We start from the raw sequence: 16,428 nt of genomic DNA, 5'->3' as shown, positions 1-16,428 counted from the left end.
GAACTTGAAGCGCAGATTGCAGATTTGAAATCTCGTCGCGACATCACCGGCTTAACAAAAGAAGAGTTTGAAATTCTCGCAACTGAAACTGCGATGTCCATGATCAAGTCTGCTCAAGCTCGTGAAAGCAAAGCTCAGGCTGCGGCTTCACGATTAGTTGCTGAAACTTCGCGTGCAACAAAGGAAGAGTTAGAAGCAGCTGATGCTAAAGCCCGCTCAATTCTTTCAGGAGCAGAAACTCGTGGTCGCAAATTCATTCAAGCTGCTGAAACTGAGGCAGAAGAAAAGATAGCTCTTGCTGAATCTGAAGCAGAAGCGCTCATGGAGAGCAAGAAGCGGGAGATTTCTGCTCTTGCAACGGCTGCTCGCCGAGAAGGTGAACGAATTATCACCGAAGCAACAACTGAAGTATCTGGTTACCGCCAGTGGCTTTCAGGTGTTATCTCGGAAGCAGAACGCTTATACAGAATTCAAAAGCAATCACTAGATGCCGCAGAGACTGCAATTCAACAATCTCGAAATCGCTTAGATGGAGCATTCCAGCGATTAGAGGAGCTTCAAAAGAGCGTACTTGAAAATCTCAATTCAGATGACACCTTAATCAATCCAGGACCACTTAAAGTTGCAAGTCAGCGAACTCGCCCGGCTCTGGATGCACCAAAGAGAGCGGCTAAGAAATCTCCAGCAAAGAAAACTTCTGCCAAGAAGAGTGCTGCAAAGAAATCTGCAAAGCGCTAATTAAAACTGCGCTACACGCCATATTTTTACTGATGCCACGCTACTTCGTAGGAGATAAGTAATCATGGCCACTGAAAAAGGTATTCGTTACATACCTGCAATAGATGGTTTGCGGGCTGTCGCAGTTATTGCAGTGATGCTCTATCACTTGGGATTTAAGTGGATTCCTGGCGGATTTTTAGGCGTAGACCTCTTTTTTGTTATCTCCGGGTACGTAATCACTCGACTGCTTTTAGATTCTATTCAGCGCAGTGGTGGCTTGGACTTACGAGCTTTCTATATGGCACGTATACGTCGTTTACTGCCTCCCCTTGTTTTTATGATCATCACAACAATTATCTTTGTTGGTTTGTGGGCGCCAGACACCATGCGTCGATTATTGGGTGACACACCATTTGCCCTATTTGGCGGCATGAATTGGTGGCTAGTTTTTAGACAAACAGATTATTTTGAAGCTATTGGCCGTCCACCGCTGTTGCAGCACACCTGGTCGCTAGGGGTAGAAGCACAGTTTTATCTGGTCTGGCCGCTGATTTTATTGTTAGTGCTTCGCTATTTTGGAAAGAACAAAATTCCGGCTGCTGCGCTTTTGATCGCAGCATTTTCAGGAATCGCATTATTAGTTGTATCCATGCAAATTGATGCCGCAAGCGGCTCAAAGGTCAGCCATGTTTATTTTGGAACAGATACCCACAGTATTGGTTTGTTTCTAGGAGCAGCATTGGCGGTCAGATGGATTCCACAAAACTTGGAAGAAACCGTCTCACGTAAGGCGCAAGACTTTATTGACGGAATTGGAATATTTGGATTCCTAGGAATCATTGCAGCTTTCTTGTTTATTGATGAAACTGATCCGACTTTATACAAGTTGGCCTTTCCTCTAGCAGGTATTTTCGGCTGCGCAATCATTACCTCAATAGTTCATCCTGCATCGCGTTTTGCTCCTATTTTAAGTAGCAAACCATTTATATGGATAGGTGAACGTTCATATGCCATCTATCTTTGGCACTGGGTTATTTTTCAAATTACGCGTCCAAACTTTGATCTCGAGGGATCTAGTTGGGCATTAACAGCACTGCGCGTACTGATCGTCTTTTTCTTGGCAGACATTTCATTACGTTTGGTAGAACTGCCAGTTCGTACAGGCCTTATTGATTATTGGTTTAAGGGTATGAAGTACCGAACAAAGCGTGTGCAATTGCGCCAAAAGGCTGGCGTCTTACTTATAGTGCTTGCGATTTTTGGTTCAGCTGGATCAGTTGCTTCAAATGCAATTGCAGAAGGTGATCGGCAGTTAGCCGAACTTAAGGAGCAATTAGAAGCACCTCTTGAGCCAGTGGCCACCGACAGCACTGAACCTGGATTGTGGGTGACAGGTGATTCGGTGATTCTCGGTATTCGCTTTGAGCTAGACGCTCGTCAAAACATTGGGTTGATTAATGCAAGAGTCGGACGACAAGCACCTGAACTTTTAGAAGTGATTGCAAATGACAAAGTTAATATGAGTAACTCTCCTATTGTTTTAAACTTAGGAAATAACAACAAATTAACTGAGGAACAAGTTGCTGCTATTTTTGAAGAAATTAAGAACCAGCCGCGAATTGTTGTTGTAAATACAGCTGTTCCGCGCCCTTGGCGAGATGACAACAACGCTTTAATTGCACAATATGCATCCATATATGGTGCCTTTGTGGTTGATTGGGCATCAATTTCCGAGGGCCATGCAGAGTATTTCGGCTCAGATGGAGTTCACTTAGCACCTGCAGGTGTGCGTGCATATGTGGAAGCTATAACTTCTCAACTTTAGAAGTTTGAATTTTTGTACAAATAAAAATCCCCCACCTGTAGGTGAGGGATTTTTATTAATCTAATTTTTTAGATTTACTTGAACTCACCCTTAAATCCGAAGATCTTTGCTGATGCAGTCTGTCCATCTGAATAAACAGATGTAACACGGAACTGAGTTCCGCCTGAATCACTCATCTTGGTAACATTCTGAGTTAGTTGATCTACTGGAACAGTTGCAATAACTGTCCACTCTGTATCACCTGCTGCACGGATCTCAACGTTGTATCCAGTAAGACCCTCTACTGCAGTTGGGGCAACCCAACGAAGCTTCAATCCATCATCGGTCTTTAGTCCAACGAACTTTGTTGGCGCTTCAACTACTGCAACTGGTGCAGGTGTCTCTGTTTCAGTTGGTTCTGCAGAGGCACTTGGCTCGGCACTCTCTGACATTGTTGGTGCAGGTGCTGCATCATCATCACTTGAGCCTGAAGAATTTGTCCAAACGATTGCAACTAAAACAGCAATACCAAGCACAACAATCCATGCTGTGCGGTTTGAAGTTGATGCTTTTGGTGTTGCAACTGGCTTTGTTGTTGCAATTGGCTTAGGAGTTGCAACTGGTGCAACAGGCTTTACCGGTGTAGCAGTTACTGCTGGTGTTGATGAAACTCGAGTTGTTGTTGCTTTTTTAGCAACACGCTTTGCAGGAGCCTTCTTTGCAGTTTTCTTAGCGACCGCCTTCTTGGCTGTCTTCTTAACTGCAGGCTTTGCTGCACTCTTTTTAACTGCAGACTTCTTTGCAGTCTTTTTCGCAACTGCCTTCTTAGCTACTGCCTTTTTGGTTGTCTTCTTTTTCGCTACAGCTTTCTTTGCTGGCGACTTCTTTGCAGCTGTCTTCTTTGCAGGAGACTTCTTTGCTGCCTTCTTTGCGGTCTTCTTAACGGCCACTTCGAACTCCTTGGATTGCTATTAGTACGTAAATAACGCACTGTGATGGGTAAAGGTTACCTCAGGCTTGCAAGCAATTGGATGACATGGGGCGCCAATGAGCGTAATGATTTCCCGCGGTGGCTCATTAAATCCTTTTCTTCCGCGCTCATTTGTGCAGAAGAAATGGACATCCCCAAGGGCTGGAAAATTGGATCGTAGCCAAATCCATTCTCACCAATGGGGGCGTTCAAAATATGCCCATCAAATCGACCCTCGGCCACTTGCTGGCGACCATCGGGAAGTACTAGCGATGCCACGCACATAAAGTGAGCGGTGCGCTTATCGTGCGGAACATCCTTGAGCTGATCTAGAACTTTCTCAAGATTTGCTCGATCGTTGCCGTGCTCACCTGCCCATCTGGCAGAAAATATCCCAGGATCACCATTTAATACATCAACGCATAACCCTGAGTCATCGGCAATGGCCGGCAAGCCAGTTGCTTGGCTTGTATACCGTGCTTTCAGTAAGGAATTTTCCTCGAATGTGGATCCCGTTTCTTCAACATCAACCAAATCTGGAAATTGATCTACGCCAATGAGTTCTATAGCACCTGGTGCTAACGCATCAAGTATGCGTCGAAACTCTGTGATCTTTCCTTGATTACGTGTTGCTAAAACAAGTTTGTGAGACATTACAGAGCAAGTGCATCTTTCTGCATCTGATTGAGAGTTGAACAACCAGCAACAGCCAAATCAAGAAGTTGATTCAATAATGCGCGATCAAAGGGTTCACCTTCAGCGGTGCCCTGAACTTCGATAAAGCGTCCATCTCCAGCCACAACAACATTCATGTCTGTGCCTGCACGAACATCTTCTTCATAGCAAAGATCTAGCATTGGAACACCATCGATGATTCCAACGCTTACAGCAGCAACTGAATCATTAAGTGGCTTCGCCTCAGATTTAATGTGACCTTGTGCTTTTGCCCAAGTGATTGCATCAGCCAGTGCAACATATGCGCCCGTAATTGCTGCGGTACGAGTTCCACCATCTGCTTGTAAAACATCGCAGTCAATCACAATTGTGTTTTCGCCTAGTTCTTTCATATTTACGACCGCTCTTAAAGAGCGACCAACTAAACGTGAAATCTCTTGTGTTCGTCCACCAAGCTTTCCCTTAACGCTTTCACGATCTGAACGTGTGTGAGTGGCGCGCGGCAACATTGAATACTCTGATGTAACCCAACCATTGCCAGTGTCTTTTAGCCAACGTGGAACACCTGGTGTAAATGATGCAACACACAAAACGCGAGTCTTTCCGAATTCAACTAATACTGAACCTTCGGCATGATCTAGCCAACCACGAGTAAATTTAATTTCGCGCAGATCATTTACGCTGCGTCCATCATTGCGTGCCATCTATATCTCCTAGTTTCTCGATAACGTTTGGTGTTCAACTTGCGTAACCTCGGGACCTAGAAAACGTCGAGCTAAGGTTTCAAAAGCCTTTGCATCACCGGTTGCTAAGAATTTATGCGTTGCTGGGGTTGATGACTGTGCACGTAAAGATCCATTCTCAACCAGAGTTTTGTAAAGATCTTTTGCTGTTTCTTCGGCACTTGAAACAAGCGTCACGCCTTCACCCATCACATAAGAAATCACACCGGTTAGCAATGGATAGTGAGTACAGCCTAAAACTAAAGTATCAACTTTGGCGTCCATTACTGGTGCTAAGTATTCACGAGCGACCTTTGTAATTTCCGCACCAGATGTTTCCCCACGTTCCACATATTCAACAAACAGTGGGCAGGCGACAGAAGTAATGTGTAATTGTGGCGCAGCTGCAAATGCATCAACATAGGCCTTTGAATCAATTGTTGCGCGAGTACCAATTACTCCAACATTTCCTGTGCGAGTGGCAGCTACTGCCCTACGCACTGCTGGTTGAATCACTTCAATAACAGGAATTGAATAGCGCTCTCGTGCATCACGAAGCATTGCTGCTGAGGCTGTATTACACGCAATAACAATTGCCTTAACACCTTGCTCAACTAAGAAATCCAGGGTTTCAAGAGCAAATTCGCGAACTTCAGCTAATGGGCGGGGGCCATATGGACCTCGCGCAGTGTCACCAATATAAAGAGTGGATTCATTGGGAAGCTGATCCAAGATTGCACGTGCAACGGTGAGGCCACCTACACCTGAATCAAATATTCCAATAGGGGCATCACTCACGGGTCTAGCCTACCTTGAGTCAATCACTTAGGGGCCAGCGCAACTATTCGGAATCATCCATCAGGGCGGAAATCAAACTTTCCTGAAGCCAACCAAGCCAACTATAAACAGCATAAACACCCCGCATAGGGTCATCGGGTGCCAACAATTCCAAATCCTCATGAGAGTTTTGTTCAACCTTTAAGCGAACACCAAGTGCAAGACGGACATCATTCATCGCACCAAGCCATGCGTTAGCACCATCATGATCAACTTCTACGATTCCATCGACCGCACTCATCAAGTGCATACGCATAGCCATTGCATGGGCTTGTTTCTTTTGACGCAAAGTTGACTCGGTGTATCTGCGAAATTCTGAGGCATCTACTTGATCGGCATATGCATTAGGTAATAAACGCAATAACACTTCATCGTCTGGAGGAGTGTCATGCATCGTAATTCCAACCATTGCAGCCAAAGGATCATCATTATGGTGATCAACTCGTTCTGCTAGTAGTTCAATGATTTGTTCAACTAGATTAGTTAATACTTCGCGCTCTGCTTCAGAGAAATTAGCCAGATAAGCGTTGTCACCGTGGCGAAAGAATCCATGCTCATTTTCCTTCATATTGCTTGATCACCACGTTGTAATGTCGCCCATAATCCATATTCATGCAAACGAGCGACATCATGTTCCATCTCTTCTCGGCTACCAGTTGATACAACTGCTTTGCCTTCAGTGTGGACTTTCATCATTAATTCGTGAGCTTTTTCTTTGTTATATCCAAACAATTCCATCAATACATATGTCACATATGTCATGAGATTGACGGGGTCATCCCACACAATGGTTATCCAAGGAGCATCATTACTAAATATTGCTTGTAACTCTTCCTCGATTTTGTCCTTAATTTTGACCATAATTACCGAATCACAATCGCAAATTCTTCAGAAGTAATGTCTCCAACGACTTGAACACGCATCACGACGACTCCTCGCTTTGCCTCTGAAGCAGTAAATGTGAACACACCGTTTGCATCAGAAATAGAGGCAACACCAATATTTTGCCACTTTCCGTTTATGTTTTTCTGTAAATTGGCTGACTTGCCCACATATTTAGGTAGCAATTGAGCCTTAACTGTAAAGACCGCTCCCTTGGAGGCCGATACTGGGCGATCGATTTGGATCAGGCTCTTAACAGTAATCGGTTCTTCTTTACTGACAGATTCTGCGCGCTCCCAAGTTCCAACAGTTGTTAATCTAATAGAGGCATTTGCACCAAGAGTCATTGGTGTTGCAACGGTTCCATCAATTGCAGTTACCAATTCCGTGACTTTGGTCCAGGCTGTCTCATTTGGACGCTTGATTTCTAAGGACACAGCAAGTCCAGCAATAGGTGTTTTATCTTTCAAGGTGAATAGGCCTTTGACTGTAAATGTATTTCCATAGAAAACAGAACCTTGTTCAACATTTTCAAAAGTCATTGTGTTGCTGACTGGATCCGGAGCAATTGCAAGAGCTGCGGTTCGAATTTGGTTTGTTGCTTCAGCATCTTCCATTCCCAAAGTCCACATGGCAGCACCGCCCAAACGATACTTTGCAACAAGTGCCATGCGATCAGCAAAGCTCCTCGCATTTTGATACCAAACAGTTCTATTCACTGTGCATGCTGTTGATGCACCTGTGGCAGACAAGCCGTTGTAACTCTGGGTGTAGTTATATGTTGCCTCACCAAATTTCTCGTCATAGATCGGCACTGCTCCATCAATTGCTGCTTTTGCAGCGGCGTAATTCATCCTAAAAGTTGCAGCTTTTGCACCACCAATTAATCCAGGGGGCGCAGATGTTGGACACTTTCCCTTAACTGAAGTGATCCAATCGCGTCCATATCCGGGCAAACCCAGATACACCTTTGAAGCCGGCATAACACTTATCGCATACTTAACTGTTTTTTCTGTCCAAGACAATGGACCCATTGGCCCAGGCTTAGCTACAGAATAGTCATAAGTCATAATTCTTAGACGATCGATACTGCTTGCAATATCAGCCCATGCATATACAAAGTAACCTTTTTGCGCTTCATTAGGGTTATATAAATACGGTGTTGATACTGAAAGTAACTTGTTGTTTGCCCGCAATGCGACGCTTAATTCTTTTATAAATGCAACCCACCTAGGTGCTGTTTTACTCCATGAGGCGCTGCCATCAACAAATGCAAATCCCTCATAATCTAGATCGATTCCGTCGAAGTTGTTTTTCATAACTAGGTCGACAATAGTTTTCACAATTGTGGTTCGAGTAGTGGCATTGGATAAATACCCTGAAAGTACTAACTTGTCTGTTCCATCAGTCATAGTAGGAATCACCTGCAGGCCAGCCCTGCGCATTAAACAGACAGTGTCAGCAATAGGCCAAGATGGATTACCACTTACATAATCATCGCGAATCACCGTTGGACTTTTTAAGCTATACCAAAACGGCATGACCTCTCTCATTAAATCTTTATTCTTGAAAAGATATGAGTTCTCAATAGCTAAATTTTCAGTTGGACCATATTGAGATGCATCGCAGACCGCTGGCTTACCAGCAACACTTGGCGCAGCTGAAGGAAGTTTGCGCACTAATGGCAGAACAGTTTTTACAGAATAATATGGGATCCAGCCAGTCAAAACCTTTCGTGGTTCTTTTTCCACTGCCAGCAATGGCTGCACCGTTGTAGTTACTACAAAAAGAAGTGAAAGTGCGAAGCCAATCCTGCGCTTCATAGTTATTTGTCTTCGGGTGCTGATTTCAATCCTGCGTAAATTTCCTTGCAGGTCGGACAGATTGGATACTTTTCAGGATCGCGAGATGGGGTCCATTTCTTTCCACAGAGAGCTTTTACTGCTTTTCCGGTGACCGCCGATTCAACGATCTTCTCTTTCTTCACGTAATGTGAAAAGCGATCATGTCCACCATCATCTTCGAGCAGTTCTTCGGATGGTCGGGTCAGCAGATCGGTGTCACCGTCTGTTCCGATTTTCTTAAAGAGGCCCATGAGGAGGATAAGAATACCTTTGAGAGCCGCAAAAGTACGGGTAGAATTCACAAATGAAGGACTTGCTAAGAACTGAGCACTTAAGCCGCGCCGATGTGGAATTAATTCTGTCAACAGCTGCTTCATTTGCTGAGAATCCCCTGCGTTCGAATACTGCATTAGCAAATAAGACTGTTGCTATTTATATGACCAAGCCTTCGACTAGAACCCGTCTGTCATCGGAAACTGCAGTTGCCCACCTTGGTGGCACCCCAATCTTTATTCGTGGAGATGAATTGCAGTTAGGTCGTGGCGAAACTATTGCTGATACGGCAAAAATAATCAGTGGCTATTGCAGTGCATTAATCATTCGCACATTCGCACAAGCCGATGTGGATGAACTTGGAGCGAATGCATCAATTCCAGTAATTAATGCTTTAACAGATGAAGATCATCCATTGCAATTACTTGCTGACTGGTTAACGATCCGCGAAAACTTTGGAACAGACATATCCGGTCGCAAATTTGTTTATCTTGGTGATGGAAACAATATGTCACATGCTTGGTTGCTTATGGGTGCGATTATGGGTGCTCATGTTGTTGCAGCAACACCGAGTGGTACGTGGGCGCCAGATCCTGTTGTTGTAGCAGTTGCAAAAAATATTGCATCGCACAATGGTGGAAAAGTTGAAGTGACACATGATCCAGAAGATGCAGCTAAAGATGCATCTGTTCTCTACACAGATGTTTGGATGTCCATGGGAGATTCAGAATCAGATCGCGCCGAGAAGGTGCCAGCACTCTCACCATTTAAAGTAACTGAAAACCTTATGAAGTTAACGAACAAGGACTCGGTGTTCATGCATTGTTTACCTGCTCATCGTGGTGAAGAAGTCGAGGCATCTGTAATCGATGGCCCACGTTCTGTCGTGTGGCGAGAGGCTTACCACCGCCGTACAACTATTCAATCAGTGCTTTATCACCTAATAAAAGGTGACTTGAAGGGTTTCACCCACTAACATTTGGGATATGCGCGTAGCCGTTCCGAAGGAAATCAAAGCTGGAGAAAAGCGCGTTGCGCTAGTTCCTGATGTAATCAACAAACTCACCCGTTTGGGCCTGGATGTAACAATTGAGTCTGGCGCGGGTATTCATTCACAAGCAACTGATGCTGATTTCACAACAGCAGGAGCCACAGTTAAGCAGGGCGATGTGCTTTCAGATGCAGATGTTGTTCTTTCTGTGCAGCCTCTAACCGCTCAACAAATGGCAACCTTGAAAAAAGGCGCAATCACAATTTCATTTTTATCTCCCGTTACTGCAATTGATTCCATTGAGGCTGCCGCAGCAGCAGGAGTCACTGCTTTTTCACTTGAACTTGTTCCACGTATTTCGCGTGCGCAATCAATGGATGCCTTAACTTCACAGGCACTTTGTGCTGGATATCGTGCAGCAGTTGTTGGCGCAGAACTTTCTCCACGATTCTTCCCAATGTTGATGACAGCTGCTGGCACAGTAACGCCAGCACAAGTACTAGTACTCGGTGCAGGTGTTGCTGGTTTGCAAGCGATTGCAACTTCTAGACGTTTAGGTGCTGTGGTCTCTGCTTACGATGTTCGTCCAGCTTCTGCTGACGAGGTTCGCTCGATGGGTGCAACATTTATTGAGTTAGAACTTGAAGCACTTGAAGGTGCAGGCGGTTACGCACGGGAGATGACAGAAGATCGTGCAGCAAAGCAACGAGAATTATTGACCCCTTATATTGCAAAGTCACATGTTGTTATTACTACCGCCGCTGTTCCAGGTCGCCAAGCACCGCGTCTGATGACTCAAGCGATGGTGGACTCAATGGCACCAGGCACAATCATTGTTGATTTAGCCGCTGAAACTGGTGGAAATGTTGAAGGATCAAAACCTGGTGAGATTGTTGAAACTGCTGGTGGTGTTCGCATCTGGGGCGGTAAAGATGTTCCGAGTCAGCTGCCATTTCACGCATCATTTTTATACTCACGCAACGTCGTAAATCTATTGTCACTCTTTACTGTTCCTGCAAAGGATGACCAAAAGGTTGCATTTAACTTAGATTTTGATGATGAAATCATCAACGGCGCAGCGGTGACGCATGCTGGATCACGAAGAGGAGCTCAGTAATGGAACCGATGGCGATAGTTTCGATTTTCGTTCTCTCTGTTTTTGTGGGCTTTGAGGTAGTTTCTAAGGTGTCTTCAACTTTGCACACTCCCCTCATGTCAGGCGCAAATGCGATTCACGGAGTTATTTTGGTCGGAGCAATCATCGTGGCCGATCACAGCAAAACTAATCTTGAACTAGGACTTTCTATCGCTGCGATCATTCTGGCAACTATCAATATGGTGGGCGGTTTTGTTGTTACCGACCGAATGCTTGAGATGTTCAAAGGAAATAAGAAATGAGTCGCACCGTTTATGACCTGATTGGCTTAGCCGCAGGTATCGCATTCATTCTTGCCCTTAAGGGTTTGTCACACCCAAAGACTGCTCGTCGAGGCAACTTAATTGGTGCATTTGGCGCAGGCTTAGCAACGCTCGTAGTCTTTTTCTACTCCAATGAGAGTTCTTCACTACCGCTTAATAACCTTGGGTGGATCCTTGGGGCAATCGCTATCGGACTTATCATCGGCGTTCCTGCAGCACGCAAGGTTCAGATGACGCAGATGCCACAACTTGTTGCACTATTTAATGGTGTGGGTGGTGGCGCAGCAGCGCTCGTGGCAATTGTTGAATACTTAAATCTTGGTGACACGGCAACCACAGCTGAGGTTGTCTTTACCGTCTTCACGGTAATCGTTGGTTGTGTTTCCTTCAGCGGATCAATCATTACCTTTATGAAACTGCAAGAGTTAATGACGACTAGACCAGTAGTTTTCCCTGCAGGCCGCTTTGTAATCGCTGCCACCCTTGCTTCAGTCCTTGGCGTTGGTGGTTGGGTCGTTAACTCACTTGGAACAACCCCGCTATTGGTTTTGGCTGGTCTGTCACTGCTATTTGGAATCTTGTTTGTACTTCCAGTGGGCGGGGCAGATGTTCCAATTGTCATCTCACTACTGAATGCCTTCACTGGCTTAACTGTTGCGGCAAGTGGTTATGTGCTTGATTCAACATTGTTGATCATTGCCGGAACCCTTGTTGGTGCGTCAGGAACTATTTTGACCCGCTTGATGGCAGAGGCCATGGGTCGCTCATTGTTTGGAACCTTATTTGGAGCATTTACAGCAAAGCCGCAAGATGTTGCAGCCGCTGGTGAAGAGCGACCAGTTCGTTCAGGTTCACCAGATGATGTTGCAATCTTGCTCAACTACGCTCGTCGAGTTGTTATTGTTCCTGGTTTTGGACTTGCAGTTGCACAAGCACAACACACTGTTCGTGAATTAGCTGACTTGATGATTTCAAAGGGAATCGATGTTGCCTATGGCATCCACCCAGTTGCGGGCCGTATGCCTGGACATATGAACGTGCTACTTGCTGAAGCAAATGTTCCATACGATCAACTACAAGAAATGGATGAAGTTAATCCAACTTTTGGCCAGACAGATGTTGCAATAGTTATTGGTGCAAACGATGTTGTTAATCCAGCTGCACAAACTTCTCCTGGTTGCCCAATTTATGGAATGCCAATCTTGGAAGTAAATCATGCAAGCAACATCATTTTCTTGAAGCGTTCAATGCGCCCAGGTTTTGCTGGAATCGAAAATGAACTTCTCTATGACCCGAAGACAATGCTCTTGTTTGGCGATGCAAAGGCTTCTCTAACAAAGGTTGTTTCAGCGCTCAAAGCTCTATAAGTCAAGAGTTGCAAGTAGTTGAATGTTCAATTACCCTAGGATTCTGAACTAAGGAGTTGAAATGCCTGCAGTAACCGTCAGCGATATCACCGTATTGCCTCGCGTGAGCGAAGTGGCTGGTGGGCGTGCTCGCAAGGTCAAGAGCATTACAACCGCCCCACAAGGTTTCGAAGGTGAAGGATTCCCTGTGCGCCGTGCATTTGCTGGCGTTGATATGGCAGAACTTGATCCATTTATTCACTTGGATCAAATGGGAGAAGTTGAATACGCACCAGGTGAACCAAAAGGAACTCCTTGGCACCCACACCGCGGATTTGAAACTGTCACCTACATTATTGATGGAATCTTTGACCACCAAGATAACAATGGTGGCGGAGGAACGATTTCAAATGGCGACACACAATGGATGACTGCCGGTGCTGGAATTCTTCATATTGAAACTCCTCCAGAGAGTTTAGTTATGTCTGGCGGCTTGTTCCATGGCTTCCAGTTGTGGGTTAACTTACCTGCAGCTAAGAAATGGTCTCCTCCTGCATATCAGGATGTCCGTGCAAAAGATGTTGCTTTGTTGTCATCGGCAGATGGCGGTTCACTGTTGCGCGTAATTGCTGGTGAAGTTGATGGACACTTTGGTCCAGGTTCAACTCAGACTCCAATTACTTTGTTACATGCAACTGTTGCAGCTGGTGCAGAATTACGTTTGCCATGGCGCAAGGATTACAACGCACTTGTATACACAATGGCAGGACATGGATTTGTTGGCGATGAAGCACGACCAGTACAGATGGGTCAATTAACTGTCTTTGATGAGGGCGACACGATCGTTGTGCGCGCTGCTAATCAGCAAGAAGCACGCTCTCCAGAACTAGAACTGTTCATTCTTGGTGGCGCACCAATTAAAGAACCTGTCGCGTGGATGGGTCCGTTTGTTATGAATACAAAGCGCGAAGTTCTGCAAGCTTTTGAAGATTTCCAAAAAGGATTATTGGGCTCTATTCCTGCGATTTATAAGGATGATGCGAAGCCAAAGACACCGCTTAATCGCAGTGGAGAGGGCTCTAAGTTAGGCGCAGATGTACTAGACGTGCATGGCGCGCCTACTGACCTACAAGAAGGTTAATCAACCTGCGATACTAGATAAATGATCTGGTGGCCCACTGAAGTTCCAACCCTGCAATATGGGTTGATCACGCTTCGCAAGCCTGAAGAACGCGACATCATTCCTTTGTTTGAAGGTGTCCAAGATCCATTGATTCCTAAGTTCACTCGCATCCCTGCCAATTATCAAATGGCAAATGCTGAACACTACGTTCGTGAACGCTCCCCTAATGGCTTCACCATGCAGACTGAAATTCAGTTGGTCCTTGAATACGATGGAAAGTTTGCTGGCGCACTCTCTTTCCACACATTGGTCCTTGATGAGGCTAAAGCTGAAATCGGTTACTGGTTAACCGCTGAAACCCGCGGCAAGGGAATTGCAACAGCTGCCACAAAACTTCTAACAGGATATGGCTTTGAAACAATTGGTTTCCATCGCATAGAAGCTCTAGTGGTCCAATCCAATAAACCATCTTTGAAAGTTCTCGCAAACTCTGGATATGTTCAAGAAGGAGTATTGCGCGATGCCTCCTGTTGCGCTGATGGATCCCGCGAAGACATGGTGTTGTTTGCTGCGCTTCGTCATGAGTGGGAGGCCTAGAAATGGAGTCACTGGCCTATTTAGTAGTCATAATATTTATGGTTACGTTGTTCGCAGGACCACTCGCAATAGTTCTCGCGCTAAAAGTCCTAGTGAATTTCTTGAATTCGAAAGTCGGTCTTCTATGGGCAATAGTGAAAGTACTGCGCCGGATTCTCCATGGCTTTGCAGTAATAATAGATTTATTTCTTGGTATCACTCTGCTCTTTTCGGGTGTAAGAGCTGCCCAATTGTTAAGTGTTTATGCACTACTCATGGCATATATTGCATTAGACCTAGAGTACTTTTCTGAAAACTCTAACTTTAGAAGCAAGAAGTCGCCGCCTGTTTACAGCGCCGATGGCACAGAGATAATTCGAGCTAAGAAAGTAAAGCGGTTAGGAAGATCCACTGGGCGTGATGGTCATGGCCCAGGTGGGCAGCACTAATAATCAGCAAGTGCGTTACTTCTTCAGCTTGTAACCACTTGGACACTTAGGTTTTATTGCCGTCACCTTCTTGATTAGTTTGCCTTTGATGCAGGTAATTGTTGTTTTTTTAACTACGGCCCGATTTTCTATGACATCGACTTGATCCGTGACTTCATACATCATTTTTTCAATCTCTTTGTAATTGACCGGTGTCACTGTCACAAGCATCGAATTGGATTGCAAGATGGCGTTTAACGCAATCTTTTCGGCGGGATACATCTTTACCAATCCATTAATCCGTAACTTCATTTCTTCCCTTGTGGCAACCACTTGATCGACTAAGAATTTCAAGCCCGAGTTGGCGCTATCTGCTCTCGCCTTATTTGCTGCGGCTGCATCTTCAGCGGCTTTAATTGCAGCTGCTGCCTTGTCTTCTGCTGCCTTCTCTGCTGCTGCCTTTTCTGCGGCAGTCTTAGATAAAATCTGACTACAATCTTGCCCAGGAGGAGCCCAATTGAGTTTCGAGCCACTTAATTGAGTCGTAAAGAAGCCGGAGTTGTAAGAAATAGCAAGCGGAGATTTACCCTTTAAGTATTCCCAAGTGTATGAACGCTCTCGTGAATCACCCGGAAAAAAACTACCAAAGAATCCGTATTGAGGTTCAGAGGTACCGTCTGTGAAAAAAATTTTGAAAGTTCCTTCATCAATCTTTTTGTCAATTGTTGCATTTTGCAATTTATAGATGATCGTCAATTGATAGGACCCTACTTTCTCAACGACGCTCATAGTTGAAATTGTCACCGTAAGGTTGTCATCAGCGAGTGCTGGAATATTCAATGATGAACAACCGCCTGCAGATTCTGCTGAAATTGGTGCTAGGAAACCAAACATTAGGAAGACCGCAATACAGATTCTCAAGCGCATAATGGTAAGCCTACGCAGTTTATGCGAATAAGTCAGCACTTATAGCCAAGCTAATCAGTCACAAGTTAAGTACTTGTGTCAGCACCGACCTGAGTTCAATCACTGATGGCTCATCAGTCAATCCTTACTCATGATCGTTGTAGTGGAGGTGCCGGGAATCGAACCCGGGTCCTTCGGTATCAAAACAGGGCTTCTACGGGCGTAGTGTGATTAACGCTTTCTCAGTCCCGAAGTTTTTACACACATTTCTTCGACGAACTCAGTTGCAAAACTGTTCTCCTTCATCGTCTGCAACACCAATGAAGTGAAAAGCCCCCTAGTCGACGCTAGATTCCAGGTCGAGAGCGGCACCTGGGCTAACGGAATCACAGTAGCTTATGCAGCTAGTGAGAATTCAGACTTTTTAAGGTCTGCAGTTATTTTTTGCACGGATTATTGGTTTACGAGATCATTCCGGCTTCCTCGGCCCGCTTCCCCTGACTCAACATCCAAAGTCGAGACCGTTCACCCCCAAGATTTAAAGTGCTTTCACACTTAGAACTTGGAGAAAAAGAAACGTATTTCTTATCCCCTATTTAATTGTCAATTTCCTTTGCCGTCGCAACGTTGCCTCAAAAATTGAGGTATCGAAGCGGCGGTGTGGAAAGTATAAATCAGAAGAGTAAGAAGGTGTTAATCCTCATATTTTGATGCGGCGCGACTTGCCTTACCGCTCAAAGCGCGTGAGACAACCCGTGAGACCTCACGATCAGCCTCACGTTCCTTAATCGCTTCGCGCTTGTCATGAGCTTTTTTACCCCTAGCAACTGCGATCTCGACCTTGGCTCTTCCGTCTTTGAAATAGAGCTGCAGTGGAACAAGGGTCGTTCCTGAATCTTTAAGTTTTCCAAT

Annotated in this window: 19 protein-coding genes and 1 other RNA gene; 9 read left to right on the top strand and 11 right to left on the bottom strand. The window is 45.2% G+C overall.

The window, feature by feature from the left end; all coding sequences use genetic code 11:
• Both AC9UH7_RS04645 and AC9UH7_RS04640 read left to right on the top strand, forming a co-directional pair.
• On the top strand, nucleotides 1-738 hold a 738-nt coding region (locus tag AC9UH7_RS04645; RefSeq protein ID WP_509595710.1), incomplete at its 5' end, for a hypothetical protein.
• A 64-nt stretch (nucleotides 739-802) separates the two neighbouring features.
• Entirely contained in the window at nucleotides 803-2,545 is a 1,743-nt protein-coding gene (locus AC9UH7_RS04640; RefSeq protein WP_509595707.1) for an acyltransferase family protein, read from the top strand.
• A gap of 74 nt (nucleotides 2,546-2,619) precedes the next feature.
• Here AC9UH7_RS04640 and AC9UH7_RS04635 read toward each other — a convergent pair whose 3' ends face one another.
• From AC9UH7_RS04635 to AC9UH7_RS04600, 8 genes are read right to left on the bottom strand one after another with little or no spacing between them, the layout of a single operon-like run.
• On the bottom strand, nucleotides 2,620-3,474 hold the full coding sequence (locus AC9UH7_RS04635) for a fibronectin type III domain-containing protein (protein WP_509595704.1): 855 nt from the start codon (nucleotides 3,472-3,474) through the stop codon (nucleotides 2,620-2,622).
• Between the two features lie 56 nt (nucleotides 3,475-3,530).
• Nucleotides 3,531-4,148: an RdgB/HAM1 family non-canonical purine NTP pyrophosphatase gene (rdgB, locus tag AC9UH7_RS04630; RefSeq protein ID WP_509595702.1), complete on the bottom strand. Its 618-nt coding sequence runs from the start codon at nucleotides 4,146-4,148 to the stop codon at nucleotides 3,531-3,533.
• Nucleotides 4,148-4,873: a ribonuclease PH gene (gene rph / locus AC9UH7_RS04625; protein WP_509595699.1), complete on the bottom strand. Its 726-nt coding sequence runs from the start codon at nucleotides 4,871-4,873 to the stop codon at nucleotides 4,148-4,150. The genes rdgB and rph overlap by 1 nt, the downstream gene beginning before the upstream one ends.
• A gap of 9 nt (nucleotides 4,874-4,882) precedes the next feature.
• On the bottom strand, nucleotides 4,883-5,689 hold the full coding sequence (gene murI / locus AC9UH7_RS04620; protein WP_509595696.1) for a glutamate racemase: 807 nt from the start codon (nucleotides 5,687-5,689) through the stop codon (nucleotides 4,883-4,885).
• 43 nt (nucleotides 5,690-5,732) lie between these two features.
• On the bottom strand, nucleotides 5,733-6,296 hold the full coding sequence (locus AC9UH7_RS04615; protein WP_509595693.1) for a DUF2017 domain-containing protein: 564 nt from the start codon (nucleotides 6,294-6,296) through the stop codon (nucleotides 5,733-5,735).
• Nucleotides 6,293-6,589 carry an ATP-dependent Clp protease adapter ClpS gene (clpS, locus tag AC9UH7_RS04610; RefSeq protein WP_509595690.1) on the bottom strand — a complete coding sequence of 99 codons (297 nt, stop codon included), beginning with the start codon at nucleotides 6,587-6,589 and terminating at the stop codon, nucleotides 6,293-6,295. Before clpS ends, AC9UH7_RS04615 begins: the two co-directional genes overlap by 4 nt.
• Before the next feature lie 2 nt (nucleotides 6,590-6,591).
• On the bottom strand, nucleotides 6,592-8,433 hold the full coding sequence (locus tag AC9UH7_RS04605; RefSeq protein WP_509595688.1) for a glycosyl hydrolase family 18 protein: 1,842 nt from the start codon (nucleotides 8,431-8,433) through the stop codon (nucleotides 6,592-6,594).
• Between the two features lie 2 nt (nucleotides 8,434-8,435).
• On the bottom strand, nucleotides 8,436-8,705 hold the full coding sequence (locus tag AC9UH7_RS04600; protein WP_509595685.1) for a DUF3039 domain-containing protein: 270 nt from the start codon (nucleotides 8,703-8,705) through the stop codon (nucleotides 8,436-8,438).
• A gap of 53 nt (nucleotides 8,706-8,758) precedes the next feature.
• On the opposite strand from AC9UH7_RS04600, the gene argF reads away from it, so the two are divergent.
• The 7 genes from argF (at nucleotide 8,759) to AC9UH7_RS04565 (ending at nucleotide 14,631) form a co-directional block, all read left to right on the top strand.
• Nucleotides 8,759-9,703, top strand: a complete 945-nt coding sequence (gene argF / locus AC9UH7_RS04595; RefSeq protein ID WP_509595682.1) for an ornithine carbamoyltransferase — start codon at nucleotides 8,759-8,761, stop codon at nucleotides 9,701-9,703.
• Between the two features lie 10 nt (nucleotides 9,704-9,713).
• On the top strand, nucleotides 9,714-10,835 hold the full coding sequence (locus AC9UH7_RS04590) for a Re/Si-specific NAD(P)(+) transhydrogenase subunit alpha (protein ID WP_509595679.1): 1,122 nt from the start codon (nucleotides 9,714-9,716) through the stop codon (nucleotides 10,833-10,835).
• Entirely contained in the window at nucleotides 10,835-11,116 is a 282-nt protein-coding gene (locus AC9UH7_RS04585; protein ID WP_509595676.1) for an NAD(P) transhydrogenase subunit alpha part 2, read from the top strand. Before AC9UH7_RS04590 ends, AC9UH7_RS04585 begins: the two co-directional genes overlap by 1 nt.
• A complete protein-coding gene (locus AC9UH7_RS04580) occupies nucleotides 11,113-12,504 on the top strand; it encodes an NAD(P)(+) transhydrogenase (Re/Si-specific) subunit beta (RefSeq protein WP_509595673.1) in 1,392 nt (463 codons plus the stop codon). Before AC9UH7_RS04585 ends, AC9UH7_RS04580 begins: the two co-directional genes overlap by 4 nt.
• A 61-nt stretch (nucleotides 12,505-12,565) precedes the next feature.
• Entirely contained in the window at nucleotides 12,566-13,624 is a 1,059-nt protein-coding gene (locus tag AC9UH7_RS04575) for a pirin family protein (protein ID WP_509595670.1), read from the top strand.
• 21 nt (nucleotides 13,625-13,645) lie between these two features.
• Nucleotides 13,646-14,203, top strand: a complete 558-nt coding sequence (locus AC9UH7_RS04570) for a GNAT family N-acetyltransferase (RefSeq protein ID WP_509595667.1) — start codon at nucleotides 13,646-13,648, stop codon at nucleotides 14,201-14,203.
• Nucleotides 14,204-14,337: 134 nt separating this feature from the next.
• Nucleotides 14,338-14,631, top strand: coding sequence for a hypothetical protein (locus tag AC9UH7_RS04565; protein ID WP_509595664.1), 294 nt, complete (start codon nucleotides 14,338-14,340; stop codon nucleotides 14,629-14,631).
• Between the two features lie 15 nt (nucleotides 14,632-14,646).
• On the opposite strand, the gene AC9UH7_RS04560 is transcribed toward AC9UH7_RS04565, so the two are convergent.
• The 3 genes from AC9UH7_RS04560 to AC9UH7_RS04550 form a co-directional block, all read right to left on the bottom strand.
• Nucleotides 14,647-15,537, bottom strand: coding sequence for a hypothetical protein (locus AC9UH7_RS04560; protein ID WP_509595662.1), 891 nt, complete (start codon nucleotides 15,535-15,537; stop codon nucleotides 14,647-14,649).
• Nucleotides 15,538-15,677: 140 nt separating this feature from the next.
• Nucleotides 15,678-16,049: a transfer-messenger RNA gene (gene ssrA, locus AC9UH7_RS04555) on the bottom strand.
• A 160-nt stretch (nucleotides 16,050-16,209) separates the two neighbouring features.
• The coding region (locus AC9UH7_RS04550) for an SsrA-binding protein (RefSeq protein WP_509595659.1) at nucleotides 16,210-16,428 on the bottom strand (219 nt) is incomplete at its 5' end.

The sequence above is a fragment of the Candidatus Planktophila sp. genome (assembly GCF_044348745.1).
Lineage (GTDB): Bacteria > Actinomycetota > Actinomycetes > Nanopelagicales > Nanopelagicaceae > Planktophila.
This window is presented reverse-complemented; position numbering and strand designations above follow the sequence as displayed.